Source organism: Pseudocitrobacter vendiensis (assembly GCF_943590815.1).
Lineage (GTDB): Bacteria > Pseudomonadota > Gammaproteobacteria > Enterobacterales > Enterobacteriaceae > Pseudocitrobacter > Pseudocitrobacter vendiensis.
Genome location: NZ_CALSBS010000010.1, coordinates 135,915 through 155,162, shown reverse-complemented (window position 1 = coordinate 155,162; position 19,248 = coordinate 135,915). Strand labels below are relative to the sequence as shown.

Annotated in this window: 13 protein-coding genes; 11 read left to right on the top strand and 2 right to left on the bottom strand. The window is 57.8% G+C overall.

Annotated elements, in window-relative coordinates; translation table 11 throughout:
* Nucleotides 1–161: 161 nt before the first annotated feature.
* Nucleotides 162–1,799: an alpha,alpha-trehalase gene (locus NMC31_RS12990; RefSeq protein WP_253898171.1), complete on the bottom strand. Its 1,638-nt coding sequence runs from the start codon at nucleotides 1,797–1,799 to the stop codon at nucleotides 162–164.
* Nucleotides 1,800–2,165: 366 nt separating this feature from the next.
* Here NMC31_RS12990 and atzF point away from each other — a divergent pair, with 366 nt between their 5' ends.
* From atzF to urtE, 8 genes are all read left to right on the top strand, one after another.
* Entirely contained in the window at nucleotides 2,166–3,968 is a 1,803-nt protein-coding gene (gene atzF, locus NMC31_RS12985) for an allophanate hydrolase (protein ID WP_253898170.1), read from the top strand.
* Nucleotides 3,961–7,578 carry an urea carboxylase gene (gene uca, locus NMC31_RS12980; RefSeq protein ID WP_253898169.1) on the top strand — a complete coding sequence of 1,206 codons (3,618 nt, stop codon included), beginning with the start codon at nucleotides 3,961–3,963 and terminating at the stop codon, nucleotides 7,576–7,578. The genes atzF and uca overlap by 8 nt, the downstream gene beginning before the upstream one ends.
* Nucleotides 7,579–7,587: 9 nt before the next feature.
* Entirely contained in the window at nucleotides 7,588–8,262 is a 675-nt protein-coding gene (locus tag NMC31_RS12975) for a GntR family transcriptional regulator (protein ID WP_253898168.1), read from the top strand.
* Between the two features lie 57 nt (nucleotides 8,263–8,319).
* Entirely contained in the window at nucleotides 8,320–9,591 is a 1,272-nt protein-coding gene (gene urtA, locus NMC31_RS12970; protein ID WP_253898167.1) for an urea ABC transporter substrate-binding protein, read from the top strand.
* An 83-nt stretch (nucleotides 9,592–9,674) separates the two neighbouring features.
* On the top strand, nucleotides 9,675–11,240 hold the full coding sequence (urtB, locus tag NMC31_RS12965) for an urea ABC transporter permease subunit UrtB (RefSeq protein ID WP_253898166.1): 1,566 nt from the start codon (nucleotides 9,675–9,677) through the stop codon (nucleotides 11,238–11,240).
* Nucleotides 11,240–12,316, top strand: a complete 1,077-nt coding sequence (urtC, locus tag NMC31_RS12960) for an urea ABC transporter permease subunit UrtC (protein ID WP_253898165.1) — start codon at nucleotides 11,240–11,242, stop codon at nucleotides 12,314–12,316. The genes urtB and urtC overlap by 1 nt, the downstream gene beginning before the upstream one ends.
* The gene (gene urtD, locus NMC31_RS12955) at nucleotides 12,309–13,100 is read left to right on the top strand and encodes an urea ABC transporter ATP-binding protein UrtD (protein WP_253898164.1); all 792 of its coding nucleotides are present in this window, start codon (nucleotides 12,309–12,311) and stop codon (nucleotides 13,098–13,100) included. Before urtC ends, urtD begins: the two co-directional genes overlap by 8 nt.
* 1 nt (nucleotide 13,101) lies before the next feature.
* Nucleotides 13,102–13,800, top strand: a complete 699-nt coding sequence (urtE, locus tag NMC31_RS12950; protein WP_253898163.1) for an urea ABC transporter ATP-binding subunit UrtE — start codon at nucleotides 13,102–13,104, stop codon at nucleotides 13,798–13,800.
* Here urtE and prpR read toward each other — a convergent pair.
* Nucleotides 13,797–15,377: a propionate catabolism operon regulatory protein PrpR gene (gene prpR, locus NMC31_RS12945; protein WP_253898162.1), complete on the bottom strand. Its 1,581-nt coding sequence runs from the start codon at nucleotides 15,375–15,377 to the stop codon at nucleotides 13,797–13,799. The genes urtE and prpR overlap by 4 nt on opposite strands.
* Nucleotides 15,378–15,649: 272 nt before the next feature.
* Between prpR and prpB the strand changes: the two genes are divergently transcribed.
* Genes prpB through NMC31_RS12930 form a run of 3 tightly spaced genes read left to right on the top strand, consistent with a single transcriptional unit; the run spans nucleotide 15,650 to nucleotide 19,243 of the window.
* On the top strand, nucleotides 15,650–16,540 hold the full coding sequence (prpB, locus tag NMC31_RS12940; protein ID WP_253898161.1) for a methylisocitrate lyase: 891 nt from the start codon (nucleotides 15,650–15,652) through the stop codon (nucleotides 16,538–16,540).
* A 40-nt stretch (nucleotides 16,541–16,580) separates the two neighbouring features.
* The gene (prpC, locus tag NMC31_RS12935; protein ID WP_253898160.1) at nucleotides 16,581–17,747 is read left to right on the top strand and encodes a bifunctional 2-methylcitrate synthase/citrate synthase; all 1,167 of its coding nucleotides are present in this window, start codon (nucleotides 16,581–16,583) and stop codon (nucleotides 17,745–17,747) included.
* Nucleotides 17,748–17,791: 44 nt separating this feature from the next.
* Nucleotides 17,792–19,243, top strand: a complete 1,452-nt coding sequence (locus tag NMC31_RS12930) for a bifunctional 2-methylcitrate dehydratase/aconitate hydratase (protein WP_253898159.1) — start codon at nucleotides 17,792–17,794, stop codon at nucleotides 19,241–19,243.
* Nucleotides 19,244–19,248: the final 5 nt, after the last annotated feature.

Genomic DNA, 19,248 nt, shown 5'->3' with positions numbered 1-19,248 from the left:
TCTCCCTCTCTCTTAGGATGAGGGGACCAACCGAACCGATTTTGCAGATCTGCGCTGGTTTTCTCCCTCTCTCTTAGGGTGAGGGGACCGACCGAACCGATTTTGCAGATCTGCGCTGGTTTTCTCCCTCTCCCTGAGGGAGAGGGCGGGGTGAGGGTGCTTTACTTCGCCGTCTGCACCGGCGCATCCGGCACCGTATCGCATGGTTTCTCTTTCGGGCAAATCAAATCCAGCATCTTCAGCGTCACGCCGTTGGTCCAGCCAAAGCCATCCTGCAACGGATATTCACCGCCACCACCGCCCGTCCCGGTGGAGGTAATATCATATTTTTCCACCAGTTTTTTCTCTTTATCGTAAGTGTGCTGAACGTTGCTCAGGAAGCGCCAGGTGACATCCATTGCCACTTTCTCCTGACCATAGTTCTGCAACCCTTCTACGGCGACCCACTGCAATGGCGCCCAACCGTTTGGCGCATCCCACTGTTGCCCGCTGTTAATGGTGGTAGTGGTAATGCCGCCAGGTTTTAACAACCGGCTATTCGTCACCGCTGCCATCTTCGTCGCTCGCTCATGTGAGGCGGCATTCACGTACAGCGGGAACAGGGCGGCAGCAGTGAGCTGATTACGCACCTTGTGCGACTTCAGATCGTAATCGGCGTACCAGCCCTCTCTATCGTTCCACAGATATTTTTCGATAGCCTTCTGGCGTGCGTTAGCTTCCGTATCATACTGTTGACTTTTCGCCGTATCGCCCGCGGCTTTACTCCCCTCAGCGATCAATTTTTCCATTTTAAACATCAGCGCGTTCAGATCGACGGGCACGATGCTGGTGGTACGAATGGTGTCCAGTTGTTGCGGGTTATCCATCCAGCGTGAGCTGAAATCCCAACCTGATGCAGCGGCGGAGCGCAGGTCACGGTAGATTTCCGTAGCGGGTCGATTCGGGTTTTTCTTCGCGGTGGTCACATCATCAAGCCACGATTCTGGTCGGGGTGTATCGTTATCATCCCAGTAGCGGTTGAGCAGGGTGCCGTCGCGCAGTTTAACCACCCGCTTATTGGCGTCGCCAGGCTGAAGACTTTCCGCGCCGTCCATCCAGTACGCGTGCTCTTTTTCCATCTGCGGCAGATAGGTTTTCAGCGCGTCGCTGTCATGTTTTGCCAGTAACTCAACCATCAACGAGAAAAACGGCGGTTGTGAACGGCTTAAGTAGTAGCTGCGGTTGCCATTGGGGATATGCCCCCAGGTGTCGATTTCATAAGCGAAGTTCGCCACCATATCGGCCACTTTATCCCAGTGCCCGCTCTCCGCAAGGCCAAGCATGGTGAAGTAACTGTCCCAGTAATAAACCTCACGAAAGCGCCCGCCGGGCACGACATAGGGTTTTGGCAGCGGCAGCAGGGAGCTCCACTTTTCCGCCGTTTCACTGGTGCGGGTCAGCACCGGCCAAAGGCCATCAATGTGCTGGCGCAGCGTTTGCCCTTTGGGCGGCACATAGGTTTCGCCCGCCTGCGGTAGCGCAAAGTTCATCTCTACAAAGTGGCGCAGATCAAAGCTGGTCTGGCTCTTCTGCATGCGGTAATCCGCGAGGATCATCAACGGGTCGCTTTTAGGCACCGCGTCGGCGAAGGTTTTTTGATCGGGAAAGAGTTTCGCGCTTTGCACATCATTAAACAGCGGCCCAAGCAGAATATCAGGGGAGGCCGGGTACTCCTCCTGCGCCTGGACGGCAAAGGCCAGCAGCAGAGCGCTTAAGGTCAGGGTATGGCGCGCAACAGGATGCGCAGCAACGTTCTTCATCGGTTTTCTCCATTTCGACAAACAGCAGGAGCGCTGAAATCAACCTGATGAAAACCTTAGTTGAAATTCCTCTTCACCGTGGCGGTTTACGTGATTAATTGCGGTTTTTTCAGCGCGGATCGCATTGCGTCAGGTTAATAAGGTGAGCTCTTTGCTCATTGGAATATCTTTTCGCTGCCCGTATTGGTCATTATTTTTACTGATGAATATTTGCACAGTTATCGCTCGTGGATGTTCTGAAAAGGTGCAGCTAATTCTTATAAACAATAAAGAAAATTATTTAATTTGTTTTAAAACAATGCATTAATTATTTGGCATGCCAGTTGCTATATGAATTCCATCTTGTATACCAACAGGAATTCCAACATGGCAGTGATGACCGGAAAAACACTTGGCGAATGGCAACAGGCCATTGCGCGTAATAGTGACAACGTATTTGCCTTATTAAATGACCATCTTCAGTCGCTGACTGCGCAGGATAATGCGTGGATCGTGCTTGCCAGCGAAACGCAGCTTCGCGAACAAATTGACGCCCTGTTGCCGCATTACCAACAGCAGCCAGAACGGTATCCGCTGTTTGGTATTCCCTTTGCGATTAAAGACAACGTTGATGCCGCGGGGTGGCCAACGACAGCCGCCTGCCCGGCGATTGCCAACGTCGCAACACATGACGCCACCGCCGTAGCGAAACTGAAAGCGGCGGGCGCGATTCTGATCGGCAAAACGAACCTGGACCAGTTTGCGACAGGTCTGGTGGGCACGCGCTCTCCCTACGGGGCCGTCGCGAATACATTTAATCCGGCTTACGTGAGCGGCGGTTCCAGCTCTGGCTCTGCGTCGGTGGTAGCGCGCGGGCTGGTGCCGTTTTCATTAGGTACCGACACTGCCGGTTCAGGCCGCGTTCCTGCCGGGTTTAATAATATTGTCGGCCTGAAGCCGACCAAAGGCTGGCTCTCAGCGACCGGGGTATTCCCGGCCTGTCGTCTGAACGATACGCTTTCGGTGTTTGCCCTGACAGTAGATGACGCCTGGCAGGTCGCCACGATCGCCGGAGGGTTCGACGCCGAGGATGCCTATTCCAGAATCAACCCGGCCACTGCGCCTGCGACTTTTTCGCAAAATCCGGTACTCGCCATTCCGGATGCGCTGGTGTTCTTTGACGATTGCGCGGCAGAGCAGGCGTGGCAGGCGGCGCTCGGCGCGCTGCGCGAAAGCGGCGTGACCCTAAAGCCCATCGATTTCTCGGCGTTTTATCAACTGGCGGAACAACTTTACCAGGGCCCGTGGGTGGCCGAGCGCACCGCCGCGGTGGGTGACACGCTGAATCATCCCGACCAGATGGACCCTACGGTTCATACCATCATCGCCGCTGGCCTGAACTACAGCGCTGTTGAAGCTTTTAAAGCCGAATATCTGCGGGCAGAGCTGGCACGCAAAATTCAGACCGCGCTCGCCGGGGTTGATGCACTGGTGGTGCCGACGTCACCGACCATACACACCCTGGCGGATATGGCGCGCGAACCCATTCGCTTTAATTCGCAGTTTGGCACGTACACCAATTTCACCAACCTTGCCGATCTCAGCGCCCTGGCGCTGCCGGCCCCGTTCCGTGCGGATGGCTTACCTGCTGGCATCACGCTGCTCGCCCCGGCCTGGCATGACCGTGCACTGGCCGATTTTGGCCGCCGCTGGCAGCAACAGCTGGCTCTGCCGCTTGGCGCAACCGGGCATGCCTTCCCGGCTATCTCTCCATCGTTGCCGCCGTCCGCGCATCACGTTCGCGTTGCTGTTGTCGGCGCACATCTGCGCGGCATGCCGCTCAACTTCCAGTTGACTCAGCGCGATGCCGCCTTTGTTGAGGCGACAGAAACCGCCGCTCGCTACCGACTCTATGCACTGGCCAACACGCAGCCGCCAAAACCAGGCATTGCGCGTGACGCCGACGGCGCGGCGATTCAGGTGGAACTGTGGGATATCCCGCTGGCGCGCTTTGGCGAGTTTGTCGCTGAAATTCCCGCCCCGCTAGGTATCGGCTCGCTGGAACTGGCCGATGGGCGCTGGGTGAAAGGCTTTATCTGCGAACCGGCGGCGTTATGTGACGCCATCGATATCACTGAATTTAAAGGCTGGCGCCACTGGGTTGGCCGCAAGGAGACGCATCATGTTTAACACCGTCCTGATTGCCAACCGGGGGGAAATTGCCTGCCGTGCGATTCGTACCTTAAAGCGGCTCGGCGTGACCAGCGTCGCGGTCTATTCCGATGCGGATAAAAACGCGGAACACGTTAAACAGGCGGATATTGCGATGGCGCTGGGCGGAGAGAAAGCCAGCGACAGCTATCTGCGCATCGACAAAATCATCGCCGCCGCGCAGGAAAGCGGGGCGCAGGCTATCTGGCCGGGTTACGGTTTTCTCTCGGAAAGCCTGGCGTTTGCTGATGCCTGCGAGCAGGCGGGTATCGCGTTTGTCGGCCCGACGGCGCAGCAGATTGGCGAGTTCGGGTTAAAGCACCGGGCGCGTGAACTGGCAGCACAGGCGGGTGTGCCAATGACGCCCGGTACCGCGTTGCTGGACACTATTGAAGAGGCGCTAAACGCGGCGCAGAAAATTGGCTATCCGGTGATGCTTAAAAGCACGGCGGGCGGCGGCGGTATCGGCCTGACGCGCTGCGCTGATCGCGAGGCGCTGGTACAGGCGTGGGAAAGCGTGCGTCGTCTTGGCGAACAGTTTTTCAGTGATGCAGGCGTGTTTATTGAGCGCTGTATCGATCGCGCTCGTCATATCGAAGTGCAGATTTTTGGTGATGGCAACGGTAATGTTGTCGCCCTGGGCGAGCGCGACTGCTCTCTTCAGCGGCGCAATCAGAAGGTGGTTGAAGAGACGCCTGCGCCGAATTTGCCGCAGGCCACGCGCGAAGCATTACTGAAGGCCGCCGTTGAGCTGGGCAAGCTGGTGAATTACCGCAGCGCAGGTACGGTGGAGTTTATTTACGACCCCGAACAGGACGCGTTCTACTTCCTCGAAGTGAACACCCGTTTGCAGGTGGAGCATCCGGTAACCGAGTGCGTTACCGGGCTTGATTTGGTGGAGTGCATGCTGCGCGTCGCCGCGGGCGAAAGCATCGACTGGGCTCGTCTGGCGCAAGCCCCGCAGGGCGCGGCGATGGAAGTGCGCATCTATGCGGAAAACCCGCTGAAAAACTTCCAGCCGAGCCCCGGCGTGCTGACCGAGGTGGTCTTCCCGGACGGCGTTCGTATCGATAGCGGCGTGGCGACGGGCAGTGAAGTCTCAGCATTTTACGACCCGATGATCGCCAAACTGATTGTGCATGCGGATACCCGCGAGGCGGCGCTGGCGAAACTGACGCAGGCGCTGAATGCCACGCGGTTGCACGGTATTACCACCAATCTTGATTATCTGCGTCAGATAACGTCAAGCGTGGCATTCACGCAGGGCAGTGTCTGGACTCGCTGGCTTGATAACGTGGCAGCAGAATCGCCGGTGATTGAAGTGCTGCAACCGGGCACCTGGAGCAGCATTCAGGATTATCCGGGACGCCTCGGTTACTGGGATATTGGCGTACCGCCGTCCGGGCCGATGGATGATTATGCCTTTCGACTGGCGAACCGCATTGTCGGCAACCATCATACCGCCGCCGGGCTGGAGTTCACGCTTCAGGGGCCGGTATTACGTTTCCACACGGACGCGGTGATCGCCCTTACCGGGGCAGATTGTCAGGCTCTGCTTGACGAGACCCGCGTGCCGCTCTGGCAGCCGGTCACGGTTAAACGTGGACAAACCCTGAGCCTTGGGCGCGCCAAAGCGGGGTGTCGTGCTTACCTCGCGGTGCGTAACGGTTTTGATGTGCCGGAGTACCTGGGAAGCCGTTCCACCTTCGCCCTGGGGCAGTTTGGCGGCCACGCCGGACGCACGCTGAAAGTTGCCGATCTGCTGCCCGTTTCGCGCCCGGAACTGACTGCCTGCACTACGCCTGCGCCGGTGAGCGAACCGCAGGCGCTGGCGGCGTCGCTGGTGCCAGAGTATGGCGATAGCTGGCGTATCGGCGTGCTATATGGCCCGCACGGCGCACCGGATTTCTTCAGTCAAAAGTCGATTGATGACTTTTTCGCCAGTGAATGGCAGGTGCATTACAACTCTAACCGCCTTGGCGTGCGCCTGGTGGGGCCAAAACCGGAATGGACCCGCCCGGACGGCGGCGAAGCCGGGCTGCATCCCTCCAATGTGCATGACTGCGAATACGCCATTGGTGCGATTAACTTTACCGGCGACTTCCCGGTGATCCTGACGCGCGATGGACCAAGCCTGGGGGGATTTGTCTGCCCGGTCACCATTGCCAAAGCGGAGCTGTGGAAAGTGGGGCAGGTGAAGCCGGGCGACACGATTCGCTTCTACCCGATAAGCGTGGCCGATGCCGTCGCACGGGAAAAGGCGATGGATCGCACGATCGATACACTCCAGTCCAGCCAACAGGCGACATTTGCCGTGCCATCGCTGGCCGCGCGTGATGGTGTCTCGGCGGCGGCGCTGGTGTCGCTGCCTGCCAGCGCGACCACGCCCGCCATTGTCTATCGCCAGGCGGGGGATAATTACATCCTGATTGAATACGGTGACAACGTCCTCGATCTGGCGCTGCGCCTGCGGGTGCATCTGCTGATGGCGCGACTTAACGATTTATCACATCCGGGCATTAAAGAACTTTCGCCGGGCGTGCGCTCATTACAGGTGCGCTACGACAGCCGTGAAATCAGTCAGCAGGCGCTGGTGGCGATACTGCTGGAGCAGGAGTCGCACATGGGCGATGTCAGCGAAATGAAAGTCCCGTCGCGCATCGTCTGGCTGCCGATGGCTTTTGAAGACACCGCCACGCTGGATGCCGTCAGCCGCTATCAGGATACGGTTCGCGCCAGTGCGCCGTGGCTGCCGAATAACGTTGATTTCATTCAACGCATCAATGGGCTGGCGAGCCGCGAGGCAGTGCGTGACACGATTTTCGATGCCAGCTATCTGATCCTCGGGCTGGGCGATGTTTACCTCGGCGCACCTTGTGCGGTACCGATTGATCCGCGCCACCGCCTGTTGAGCTCGAAATACAACCCGGCGCGCACCTTTACCGCTGAAGGTACGGTCGGCATTGGCGGCATGTATATGTGTATCTATGGCATGGACTCTCCCGGCGGTTATCAGCTGGTGGGGCGCACGCTACCTATCTGGAACAAATTCCTCAAAAACCGTCAGTTCGCGGCGGGCGAACCGTGGCTGCTGCGCTTCTTTGACCAGGTGCGCTTCTATCCGGTCAGCGAAAGCGAACTCAATCAACTGCGTGATGATTTCCGCGAAGGCCGCGCCGCCGTGCGCATCGAAGAGAGTGAATTCGATTTTGCTGAACATCTGCGCTTTCTCGACGTCAACGCCGAAGCGATCCGTGACTTCCGTGAGAAGCAAGCACTGGCCTTTGAAAGCGAAGTGGCGCGCTGGCAACAAGATGAACAGATCACCGAGGCGGAACGCCCACGCCAGCCCGTCAGTGAGGACGCCGATGATGATGCGTTTGCCGTGACTGGCGATATGAACGGCAACATCTGGAAAGTGCTGGTGAAACCGGGCGATGAGGTAACGGAAGGGCAGCCGCTGATCATCGTCGAAGCGATGAAAATGGAACTGGCTATTCACGCACCTCAGGCGGGAACCGTGAAACGCATCGGTTGTCAGCCGGGGCATCCGGTGAGCCCCGGTGATGCGCTGCTGTGGCTGGCGTAAGGAGGCGTCATGGACAGCAGCAAACGTAGCCCCGGCCTGGGCGAGCGCATTTATCACGCGCTGAAAAACGACATCTTCGATTTTCGCCTGATGCCCGGTGAGCATTTCAGCGAAAACGAAATTTCAGAGCGAATGTCCGCCAGCCGTACACCGGTGCGCCAGGCCCTGTTTCGTCTCGAGCAGGAGGGCTACGTGCAGGTGTACAGCCGGAGCGGTTGGCAAGTGAAGCCGTTTGATTTCGCGTGGTTCGAGGCGCTGTACGACTTTCGTATCGTACTGGAGTGTGAAGCGGTAAAGCGCCTGTGCGACATGCCGCTCGCGATATGCAAGGACCACCTCGCGCCGCTGGTGGATTTCTGGATAGACGCCCCGCGCATGGCGCCGGGCAAAACCCTTTCACGTCAGGATGAAGCTTTCCACACCACGCTGGTGCGCGCCAGCGGCAATGAAGAAATGGTGCGCGTGCATATCGAGCTGACGGAAAAGATTCGCATTATTCGCCATCTCGACTTCACCCGCGAGGACCGCGTAGAGGCCACCTATCAGGAGCACGCGCGCATTTTGCAGGCGGTGCTGCGTCAGCAAAGGGAAGAGGCGCAGCGGCTGCTGACGGAACACATTTCACAGAGTAAAGCCGAGGTCAGGAAAATTACCCTGCACCGGCTCCAGCAGGCCAGGTTGTAAGACGTTCCCGCTCCGCATATGCGGAGATATTAATCAATATTATTTAGGGGTTTAGTGATGAAAAGACGTTCTTTACTGAAAGCTTTTGCCCTCTCCGCGACTTTTTTGAGCATGGGCTTCTCGTTACAGGCATACGCAGCAGACACCATTAAAGTCGGCATCATGCACTCGCTCTCCGGCACGATGGCGATTTCAGAAACGCCGCTGAAAGATATGGCGCTGATGACCATTGATGAAATCAACGCCAAAGGCGGCGTGCTGGGTAAAAAACTGGAACCGGTGGTGGTTGACCCGGCGTCTAACTGGCCGTTGTTCGCGGAAAAAGCGCGCCAGTTGCTGAGCCAGGATAAAGCTGCCGTGGTGTTTGGCTGCTGGACGTCGGTGTCGCGTAAATCGGTGCTACCGGTATTTGAAGAACTGAACGGCCTGCTGTTCTATCCGGTGCAGTATGAAGGCGAAGAGATGTCGCCAAATGTGTTCTACACCGGGGCGGCGCCGAATCAGCAGGCGATCCCGGCAGTCGAGTACATGATGAGCGAAGATGGCGGCGGAGCGAAGCGCTTCTTCCTGCTGGGCACTGACTACGTTTATCCGCGTACCACCAATAAAATTCTGCGCGCTTTCCTGCATTCAAAAGGTATTCAGGATAAAGACATTGAAGAGGTGTATACGCCGTTTGGTTACAGCGACTATCAAACCATTGTCTCCAGTATCAAAAAATTCTCCGCAGGCGGTAAAACGGCGGTGATCTCTACCATCAACGGCGACTCCAACGTCCCGTTCTACAAAGAGCTGGCAAATCAGGGCATTAAATCTACCGATGTGCCTGTGGTGGCTTTCTCCGTCGGCGAAGAGGAACTGCGTGGCATCGACACCAAACCGCTGGTGGGCCACCTTGCCGCATGGAACTACTTTGAATCGGTCAGCAACCCGGTGAACACCAAATTCGTGGCGGATTATCGCGCCTATGCCAAAGCGCATAAATTACCGAACGCCGATACCGTGGTGACCAACGACCCGATGGAGGCGACCTATGTCGGTATCCACATGTGGGCGCAGGCGGTGGAGAAAGCGGGCACAACCGATGTCGATAAAGTGCGTGAAGCGATGGCGAACCAATCCTATGCCGCGCCGAGCGGTTTCACCCTCACCATGGATGCCACCAACCACCACCTGCATAAACCCGTGATGATTGGTGAAATCGAAGATAACGGGCAGTTCAATGTGGTGTGGCAGACCGAACAACCGGTGCGCGCGCAGCCGTGGAGCCCGTACATTCCGGGCAATGATAAAAAATCGGAAAGTCCGGTGAAGACGGGCGGTAAATAATCGCAGCGGCAGGGGCGGATGGCGCCTCTGCCAACGGTTGGCTGGCCCGATGCAGTCGGGCCACAAAAGAAGACACCGACACGATGAAAATTTTAGGCTCTCTTTTTATTAGCTGTCTGTTGATAGCAACCTCGGCGCTGGCCGGTCCCGCCGAAGATTACGGCAAGGCGAACCGCAGTCAGCAGGCGCAATTGCTGCAGCAATGGGCGCAAACGCCGGACGCCTCTCGCCTGACGCTGTTACAGGCGTTGAGCCGTGAAACGGTGGTGATGGACACCCAGGGGCAGCTTTTTTCACAGCGACAGGGCAAGCTTACGCCGCTGGAGGGCGATGCGGTGCCGGTAGGTAATACGAAAAAAGTGTTCATGAATAACCGTCTGCGTGGGCTGGTTGCCAGCGCGCTGTCGGCACATCAACTGGTGAGCCCGGACGATAACGTGCGGCTACAGGCAGCGCAGGCGTTGCAGACCAGCGCGCAGGCGGATCAACTGCCGTTCCTCAGCCAGCGTCTGGCCGCAGAGAAGAATGACGATGTACATCAGGCGCTGGGGATCGCGGTCGCCGGATTACAGTTAACCGATAGCCGCCCGGCTCAGCGCTTACAGGCGGTGAAATTACTGGGCGAGGCCAGCGACCCGCAGGTACAGGCGAGTCTGTATCGTCTCACGCAGCCAGAAAACGAACCGGATGCGGCGGTACGCGATGCGGCGGCCGATAGCCTGAAACAGATCCAGCAGCGCCTGAAATGGGGCGAGTGGCTGGGGCTGGCGTTTAGCGGCTTATCGCTGGGCTCAATTCTGCTGCTGGCGGCGCTGGGTCTTGCCATTACTTACGGCCTGCTGGGCGTCATCAATATGGCGCACGGAGAAATGCTGATGCTGGGCGCATACGCGACCTGGCTGGTGCAGGACGTGTTTGCCCGTTACGCACCGGACTGGCTGGCGCTTTATCCGCTGGCGGCGCTGCCGGTGGCTTTCGCCATCACCGCCGTCATGGGGATGCTGCTGGAGCGCACAATTATTCGCCATTTATATGGGCGTCCACTGGAAACGCTGCTGGCGACGTGGGGAATCAGCCTGATGCTTATCCAACTTGTGCGCGTGATATTTGGTACGCAGAACCTGGAAGTGGCGAACCCGGCGTGGTTGTCCGGTGGCTGGAACGCGCTACCGAATATGGTGCTGCCGTATAACCGTATCGCGGTGATCATTTTCGTGGCGGGCGTGCTGGGGCTGACCTGGCTGCTGCTCAATAAAACGCGTCTCGGGATGAACGTGCGTGCGGTCACCCAGAATCGTCGGATGGCAGATTGCTGTGGCGTGCCGACCGGGCGCGTGGATATGCTGGCGTTTGGGCTGGGTTCCGGCATCGCCGGGCTGGGCGGCGTGGCGTTATCACAGTTGGGCAACGTGGGGCCGGAGCTGGGGCAGGGTTACATTATCGACTCTTTCCTGGTGGTGGTGACCGGCGGGGTTGGGCAACTGGCGGGCACCGTGGTAGCCGCGCTGGGTCTGGGCGTGTTGAATAAGTTTCTCGAACCGCAGCTTGGAGCGGTGCTGGGGAAAATCGCCATCCTGGTGATGATCGTGCTGTTTATCCAGAAGCGTCCACAGGGGCTGTTTGCCTTCAAAGGGAGGGTGATTGACTGATGTGCCAGCCACTGACACTGACTTTAGCCCGCCGCGCGCCGCGTGTGTCGGGCGCACTCGGCGCGTTGATTTTCATCGCGCTGCTGATTCTGCCCTTTCTGGCGCTGTTGCCTGCGGCACATCCGCTGGCGGTTTCAACCTACACCCTTACGCTAATAGGCAAAATTCTGTGCTATGCGATTGTCGCCGTGGCGCTGGATCTGGTGTGGGGCTACGCCGGGCTTTTGTCTCTCGGGCACGGGTTGTTCTTCGCCCTGGGCGGCTACGCGATGGGCATGTACCTGATGCGCCAGGCCTCGGGCGACGGTTTACCCGCCTTTATGTCGTTTCTCTCGTGGACGGAACTGCCGTGGTTCTGGGCCGGTACGCAGCATTTTGCCTGGGCCCTGTGCCTGATCATTCTGGTGCCTGGCCTGCTGGCGCTGCTGTTTGGCTACTTCGCTTTCCGCTCGCGTATCAAAGATGTTTACTTCTCGATCATGACCCAGGCGCTGACCTACGCTGGAATGTTGCTGTTCTTCCGTAACGAAACCGGTTTTGGCGGCAATAACGGCTTTACGGGATTCACCACTCTCTTGGGCTTTCCGGTATCGGCGACGGGCACGCGCATCGCGCTGTTTATCGCCACCGTGTTGCTGCTGGCGGGAGCGCTGGCGATCGGTGTGGCGATCACCCGCAGCAAGTTTGGCCGGGTGCTGACCGGCGTGCGCGATGCGGAGAATCGCCTGATGTTTTGCGGATACGATCCGCGTGGATTCAAATTGTTTGTCTGGACGCTGTCTGCGGTGCTGTGTGGCCTGGCGGGGGCGCTGTATGTGCCGCAGGTGGGCATTATCAACCCCAGCGAAATGTCGCCCACTAACTCTATCGAGGCGGCGATTTGGGTGGCGCTCGGCGGACGGGGTTCGCTGATTGGCCCGGTACTGGGCGCGGGCATCGTAAACGGCGCGAAAAGCTGGTTTACCGTCGCATTCCCGGACTACTGGCTCTTTTTCCTCGGCCTGATGTTTATTCTGGTGACGCTATTTTTACCGCGCGGCGTGATTGGCCTGCTCAAACGGAGGAAGCATGACTGATTCCCTTTTTACCCAGCCGCTGCCACAGGACCGCTATCGCGAAAAAACCGACCCGGTGCTGCAACTGGAAAAGATCAACGTCACCTTTGACGGCTTTCGTGCGTTAACCGATCTCTCGTTGTCCATCGGCGTGGGTGAGCTGCGCTGTGTGATTGGCCCTAACGGCGCGGGAAAAACCACGCTCATGGATGTTATCACCGGAAAAACCCAGCCTGATAACGGGCGGATTTTTTACGATCAGACTATCGATCTGCGCACCTTATCCCCTGTTGAGATTGCCCGTGCGGGGATTGGCCGCAAGTTTCAGAAACCCACTGTTTTTGAAGCGCTGACGGTGCTGGAAAACCTCGAAATCGCGCAGAAAAACGATAAATCCGTGTGGCACAGCCTGCGCGCTAAACTGAGCGGCGAGCAGCGGGATCGCATCCATGAGGTGCTGCATCTACTGCGTCTTAACGACGCCAGCCAGCGCGCCGCGGGGTTGTTATCTCACGGGCAAAAGCAGTTTCTGGAAATTGGCATGCTGCTGGTGCAGGAGCCGCATCTGTTACTGCTGGATGAACCCGCCGCCGGGCTGACGGATGCGGAAACAGAGTACATCGCCGAACTGTTTCGGACGCTGGCAGGAAAGCATTCACTGATGGTGGTTGAGCACGATATGGGGTTTGTCGAAAGTATTGCCGACCACGTGACGGTGCTGCATCAGGGGCAGGTGCTGGCGGAGGGATCGTTGCGTGACGTGCAGGCCAACGAGCAGGTTATCGACGTTTATCTGGGGCGCTAATATGTTGCAGGTTCAGGATCTTAATCAATATTACGGCGGCAGCCACATTCTGCGTGGCTTATCGTTCGACACCACGCCGGGGGAAATCACCTGTCTGTTAGGGCGAAACGGCGTGGGCAAAACCACGCTACTGAAATGTCTGATGGGCGTCATTCCGGCAAAATCTGGCGAAATCCGCTGGAAAGGGAAGGTGATTAACGGGATGAGGCCTCATCAGCGCGTGCAGCAGGGGATTGCGTATGTGCCGCAGGGGCGCGAAATCTTCCCGCGTTTGACGGTAGAGGAAAACCTGTTGATGGGGCTGGCGCGTTTCTCCGGGCGTGACGCAAAAGCGGTACCGGAAGAGATCTATGCGCTCTTTCCTGTGCTCCGTGAAATGAAGCAGCGACGCGGCGGGGATTTATCTGGCGGGCAACAGCAGCAGTTGGCAATTGGCCGCGCGCTTGCCTGTCGCCCGGAACTGCTGATTCTTGATGAACCTACCGAAGGGATTCAACCGTCGGTGATCAAAGAGATTGGCACGGTGATCAGAAGTCTCGCCAGGCGCGGTGACATGGCGATTCTGCTGGTGGAGCAGTTTTATGACTTTGCCGCTGAGCTTGCAGATAACTATCTGGTGATGTCTCGCGGGGCGATTATCCAGCGCGGGCGCGGTGATGAAATGGAGGCGCAGGGGGTTCGCGGGCTGGTGGCGATTTAGCGCGCCTGTTCCTCTTTCAGCCGTCGCCAGAAGGTGGTGCGGCTGACCCCCAGATAACGCGCGGCGGCGCTGCGATCGCCGCCACACTGCGCCAGTGCGTCAATGGCTGATGGTGAAACTGTGAGCGTATTTTCCGCGTCATACAGTTCTGGCAGAAGTGCGGGAAGGTCCCGCTCATCGCCGATCATGTCACTGCTGAGCAGCAGCGCCAGCCGCTCGCAGAGGTTGCGAAGTTCGCGAATATTGCCCGGCCAGGCGTAGCGCAACAACGGCGGCAGGCAGAGCGCGATGCGTCGCTGCAGGGCGTCGCTCAGCGGTGCATCCAGCGCCGCCAGCGATTGCGTCAGGTAGCGCCGCGCCAGCAGCGCGATATCGTCGCCACGCTCGCGCAGGGCGGGTAAGCGCAGACGCAGAGCGCTGAGGCGGAAAAAGAGATCGGCGCGGAAACGACCCTCGGCGACGGCTTGTTGCAGGTCGCAATGCGTCGCGCTGATAACACGAAACTCAACGTTCAGCGGCTGCTGCCCGCCGACGCGCGTCACCCGTTTTTCCTCCAGCACGCGCAGCAGGCGCGTTTGCAGATGCAGCGGCATTTCGCCGATTTCATCGAGGAACAGCGTGCCGTCGTTGGCGGTTTCCAGCAAGCCGCTGCGTCCGCCGCGCCGTGAGCCGGTAAATGCGCCTTCTTCATAGCCAAACAACTCAGCTTCCAGCAACGACTCCGCTATCGCCCCGCAGTTAATCGCCACAAAGGGCGGCGAGCCACGGCCCGCGCGTGGGCGATGGTGAGCAAAATACTCCTGATGCAGTGCCTGCGCTGCCAGCTCTTTCCCGGTGCCGGTTTCGCCTTCAATTAACACCGCCGCCGGGGATCGCGCATAAAGCAGAATCGTTCGGCGAAGCTGTTCCATTATCCCTGATTCACCCACCAGATCGCCCAGGCCGTAGCGGGTACGCAGGGTGTCGCGTTGAGCGCTGCTGCGGACGGTAGCGGAAAATCGGGTCATATCCAGCGCATCGCTGAACGCCTGGCGCACCGTGGCAGCAGAATAGAGAAAGACCGCCGACAGCCCCGCTTCTTCGGCGAGCTCTGTGACTAACCCTGCGCCGACCAGCACGCGGATCCCGGAGGCCTTCAATTCGGTTATCTGGCTACGGGCATCTTCTTCAGTGACGTAGCTGCGCTGTTCAAGCGGCAGCTGAAAACTTTTCTGAAACTCCTGTAGCGCAGGCAGCGGCGCTTTGTAAGTAATGACGCCGATCCGGTCGGCTACGCGGCGTGCTTTGCCCAGCGCCTGCAACAGATCAAACCCGCCGGGACGGATCAGAATGACCGGCACCGAGAGGCGGCTTTTCAGATACGCGCCGTTCGAACCGGCGGCAATAATCGCGTCGCAGTGTTCGGTGAGCAGTTTCTGGCGAATGTACTGCACGGCTTTCTCAAAGCCGAGTTGAATCGGCGTAATCGTCGCCAGATGGTCGAACTCAAGGCTGATATCGCGGAACAGATCAAACAGGCGCGTCACTGAGACGGTCCAGATAACCGGTTTCGCAGCGGGCGTGAAGTTATCGGTCATGATAACGCACTCAAATGGGGGAGACCTGATCTGTTGTAGTTGTGTTTCATTGATGTTTCAAAAACAGAGGGTGAAACAATCTCTTAAACGTTAGCTGAAGCGCTTTACCCTCATGCTTAAGCGATATGGCGAGAAAGAATATATTCAACGGCATGATTTTATTATCAATATTCTTCTGTTTTTATTTTTGTGAACTGACGCGGTCGTTCTGGCACATCGCTTGCTCTTTTGTTGTTACGCAAAAATAACATTTAAACAACAAAGAGGTGTGCATGAGCACTCAATCACCGGGTCAGGCATTCCGACAGGCGCTGAGCAAAGAATCCCCGCTACAAATTGCAGGCACCATCAACGCTAACCACGCACTGCTGGCGCAGCGGGCCGGGTTTCAGGCGATTTATCTCTCCGGCGGCGGCGTGGCGGCGGGATCGCTTGGCCTGCCTGATTTAGGCATCACCGGGCTGGACGATGTGCTGACCGATATCCGGCGTATTACGGATGTTTGCTCGCTGCCGCTGCTGGTGGACGTCGACAGCGGGTTTGGCGCCTCGGCGTTTAACGTGGCGCGCACGGTGAAATCGGTGAGTAAAGCCGGTGCGGCAGGGCTGCACATCGAAGATCAGGTGGGGGCGAAACGCTGCGGCCATCGCCCGAATAAAGAGATTGTCTCAACCGAAGAGATGGTCGATCGCATTAAAGCCGCCGTGGATGCCCGTACCGACCCGGACTTTGTGATTATGGCGCGCACTGACGCCCTGGCGGTGGAAGGCCTGGACGCCGCCATTGAACGCGCCCGTGCGTATATCGAAGCCGGGGCTGACATGCTGTTCCCGGAAGCCATCACCGAACTGTCGATGTATCGCCAGTTTGCCGATGCGGTGCAGGTGCCGATTCTTGCCAACATCACCGAATTCGGCGCGACGCCGCTGTTCACCACCGACGAACTGCACAGTGCGCACGTGGCGATGGCGCTCTATCCGCTGTCGGCGTTTCGCGCCATGAACCGCGCCGCGGAACAGGTCTACAACGTACTGCGTCAGGAAGGCACGCAGAAGAGCGTTATCGACATCATGCAAACCCGCAGCGAACTCTACGAAAGCATCAACTACTACCAGTTTGAAGAGAAACTCGACGCCCTGTTTGCCAGCAAACGCGGCAAGTAATCGGTTTTACCCTACACATCCATAATAAGACGAGGCCAGTATGAGCGAAGCGACCATTTTGCAAAACACGACTGCCACAAAACCGAAAAAATCCGTGGCGCTTTCCGGTGTGCCTGCCGGAAATACCGCCCTTTGTTCCGTGGGCAAAAGCGGCAACGATCTTCACTATCGCGGCTATGACATTCTCGACCTCGCGAAGCACTGCGAGTTTGAAGAGGTGGCGTATCTGCTGATTCACGGCAAACTGCCCAATCGCGATGAGTTGCATGCGTATAAGACACGGCTGAAAGCATTACGCGGTCTGCCTGCCAACGTGCGCATCGTGCTGGAATCGCTGCCGGCGGCATCGCACCCTATGGATGTACTGCGCACCGGCGTCTCTGCGCTGGGCTGTACATTGCCAGAGAAAGAGGAACACTCGGTTTCCGGGGCGCGCGATATTGCGGACAAGCTGCTGGCGTCGCTCGGCTCTATTCTTCTCTACTGGTATCACTACAGCCACAACGGCGAGCGGATCCAGCCGGAAACCGATGACGACTCCATCGGCGGCCATTTTTTGCACCTGTTACACGGCCATAAACCGCCGCAAAGCCAGGTGAAGGCGATGCACGCGTCGCTCATTCTCTACGCCGAACATGAGTTTAATGCCTCAACGTTCGCCTCGCGGGTGATTGCCGGAACAGGCTCGGATATCTATTCCGCTATTATCGGTGGGATTGGCGCGCTACGCGGGCCGAAGCACGGCGGGGCCAATGAGGTGTCGCTCGATATTCAGCAACGTTATGAAACGCCGGACGAAGCCGAGCAGGATATTCGCCGTCGCATTGAAAACAAAGAGGTGGTGATCGGCTTCGGTCATCCGGTGTATACGATTTCCGACCCGCGCCATGAGGTGATCAAAACCATAGCCTATCAGCTCTCCCGTGAAGCAGGCTCCATGAAGATGTATGACATCGCCGACCGCCTGGAAACGGTGATGTGGGAAACTAAGAAGATGTTCCCCAACCTCGACTGGTTCTCGGCGGTCTCCTACAACATGATGGGCGTCCCCACCGCGATGTTCACGCCGCTGTTTGTGATGGCGCGCGTGACGGGCTGGTCGGCCCACGTCATTGAACAGCGCCAGGACAATAAAATCATCCGCCCGTCTGCCAACTATACCGGGCCGGAAGATAAACCTTTTGTCACGCTGGAAAATCGCCAGTAATTCATCTGCTTACCTCTGACAATAACCAAAACAGGAAAACAAACATGTCTCAGCCGATTACCCATCTTCGTGCGGAATTCGATCAGGAAATCGTCGATATCGTGGATTACGTGATGAATTACCAGATTGATTCCACCGTGGCGTGGAACACCGCGCATTATTGCCTGCTCGATACGTTGGGCTGCGGGCTGGAAGCGCTGGAATATCCGGCGTGTAAAAAAATGATGGGGCCGATTGTGCCGGGAACGGTCGTGCCCAACGGCGCGAAAGTGCCGGGCACGCAGTTTCAGCTCGACCCGGTGCAGGCAGCATTCAATATTGGTGCGATGATCCGCTGGCTGGATTTCAACGATACCTGGCTGGCGGCAGAGTGGGGGCATCCTTCTGACAATCTGGGCGGTATTCTGGCGGTGGCCGACTGGCTGTCGCGTAATGCCGTGGCGACGGGTAAAGCGCCGCTCACCATGCAGAAAGTGCTGGCTGGCATGATTAAAGCGCATGAAATTCAGGGCTGCATCGCGCTGGAAAACGCCTTCAATAAAGTTGGGTTAGACCATGTGCTGCTGGTGAAAGTGGCCTCGACGGCGGTGGTGGCAGAGATGCTTGGCCTGAATCGAGAAGAGATCTTAAATGCCGTTTCTTTGGCGTGGGTTGACGGGCAGTCACTGCGAACCTATCGCCATGCGCCCAATACCGGCACGCGTAAATCCTGGGCGGCAGGTGACGCCACGTCGCGCGCGGTACGGCTGGCACTGATGGCGCAGACCGGTGAAATGGGGTATCCCACGGCACTGACTGCCAAAACCTGGGGCTTCTACGATGTCTCCTTCAGGGGCGAGACGTTCCGCTTCCAGCGTCCTTACGGTAGCTACGTGATGGAGAACGTGCTGTTTAAAATCTCCTTCCCGGCAGAGTTCCACTCGCAGACGGCGGTTGAAGCCGCGATGACGTTGCATCAAAAAATGGTCGCTGAGGGGAAAACGGCGGCGGATATTGAGCGCGTGAGTATTCGCACACATGAAGCCTGTATTCGCATTATCGACAAAAAAGGGCCGCTCACCAACCCGGCCGACCGCGATCACTGCATTCAGTATATGGTCGCCATCCCGTTGCTGTTTGGCCGCCTGACGGCGTCGGACTATGAAGAGAATATCGCCAGCGACCCGCGCATTGATGTTCTGCGCGCCAAAACCCATTGCCATGAAGACCCGGCATTTACCCGCGATTATCACGACCCGCAAAAACGCTCAATTGCCAATGGCTTAACCGTCGAGTTTTCGGACGGTAGCCGCTTTGAGGAGGTGGTGGTGGAGTACCCGATTGGTCACGCGCGTCGCCGCGAAGAAGGGATCCCGCTGCTGATTGAGAAATTTAAAACCAACCTGGCACGCCAGTTCCCGGCCCGTCAGCAGCAACGCATTCTGGAGGCCTCCCTGGACAGACAGCGCCTGGAGCAGATGCCGGTAAACGCGTTCCTTGATCTGTTCGTCATCTGATCCGT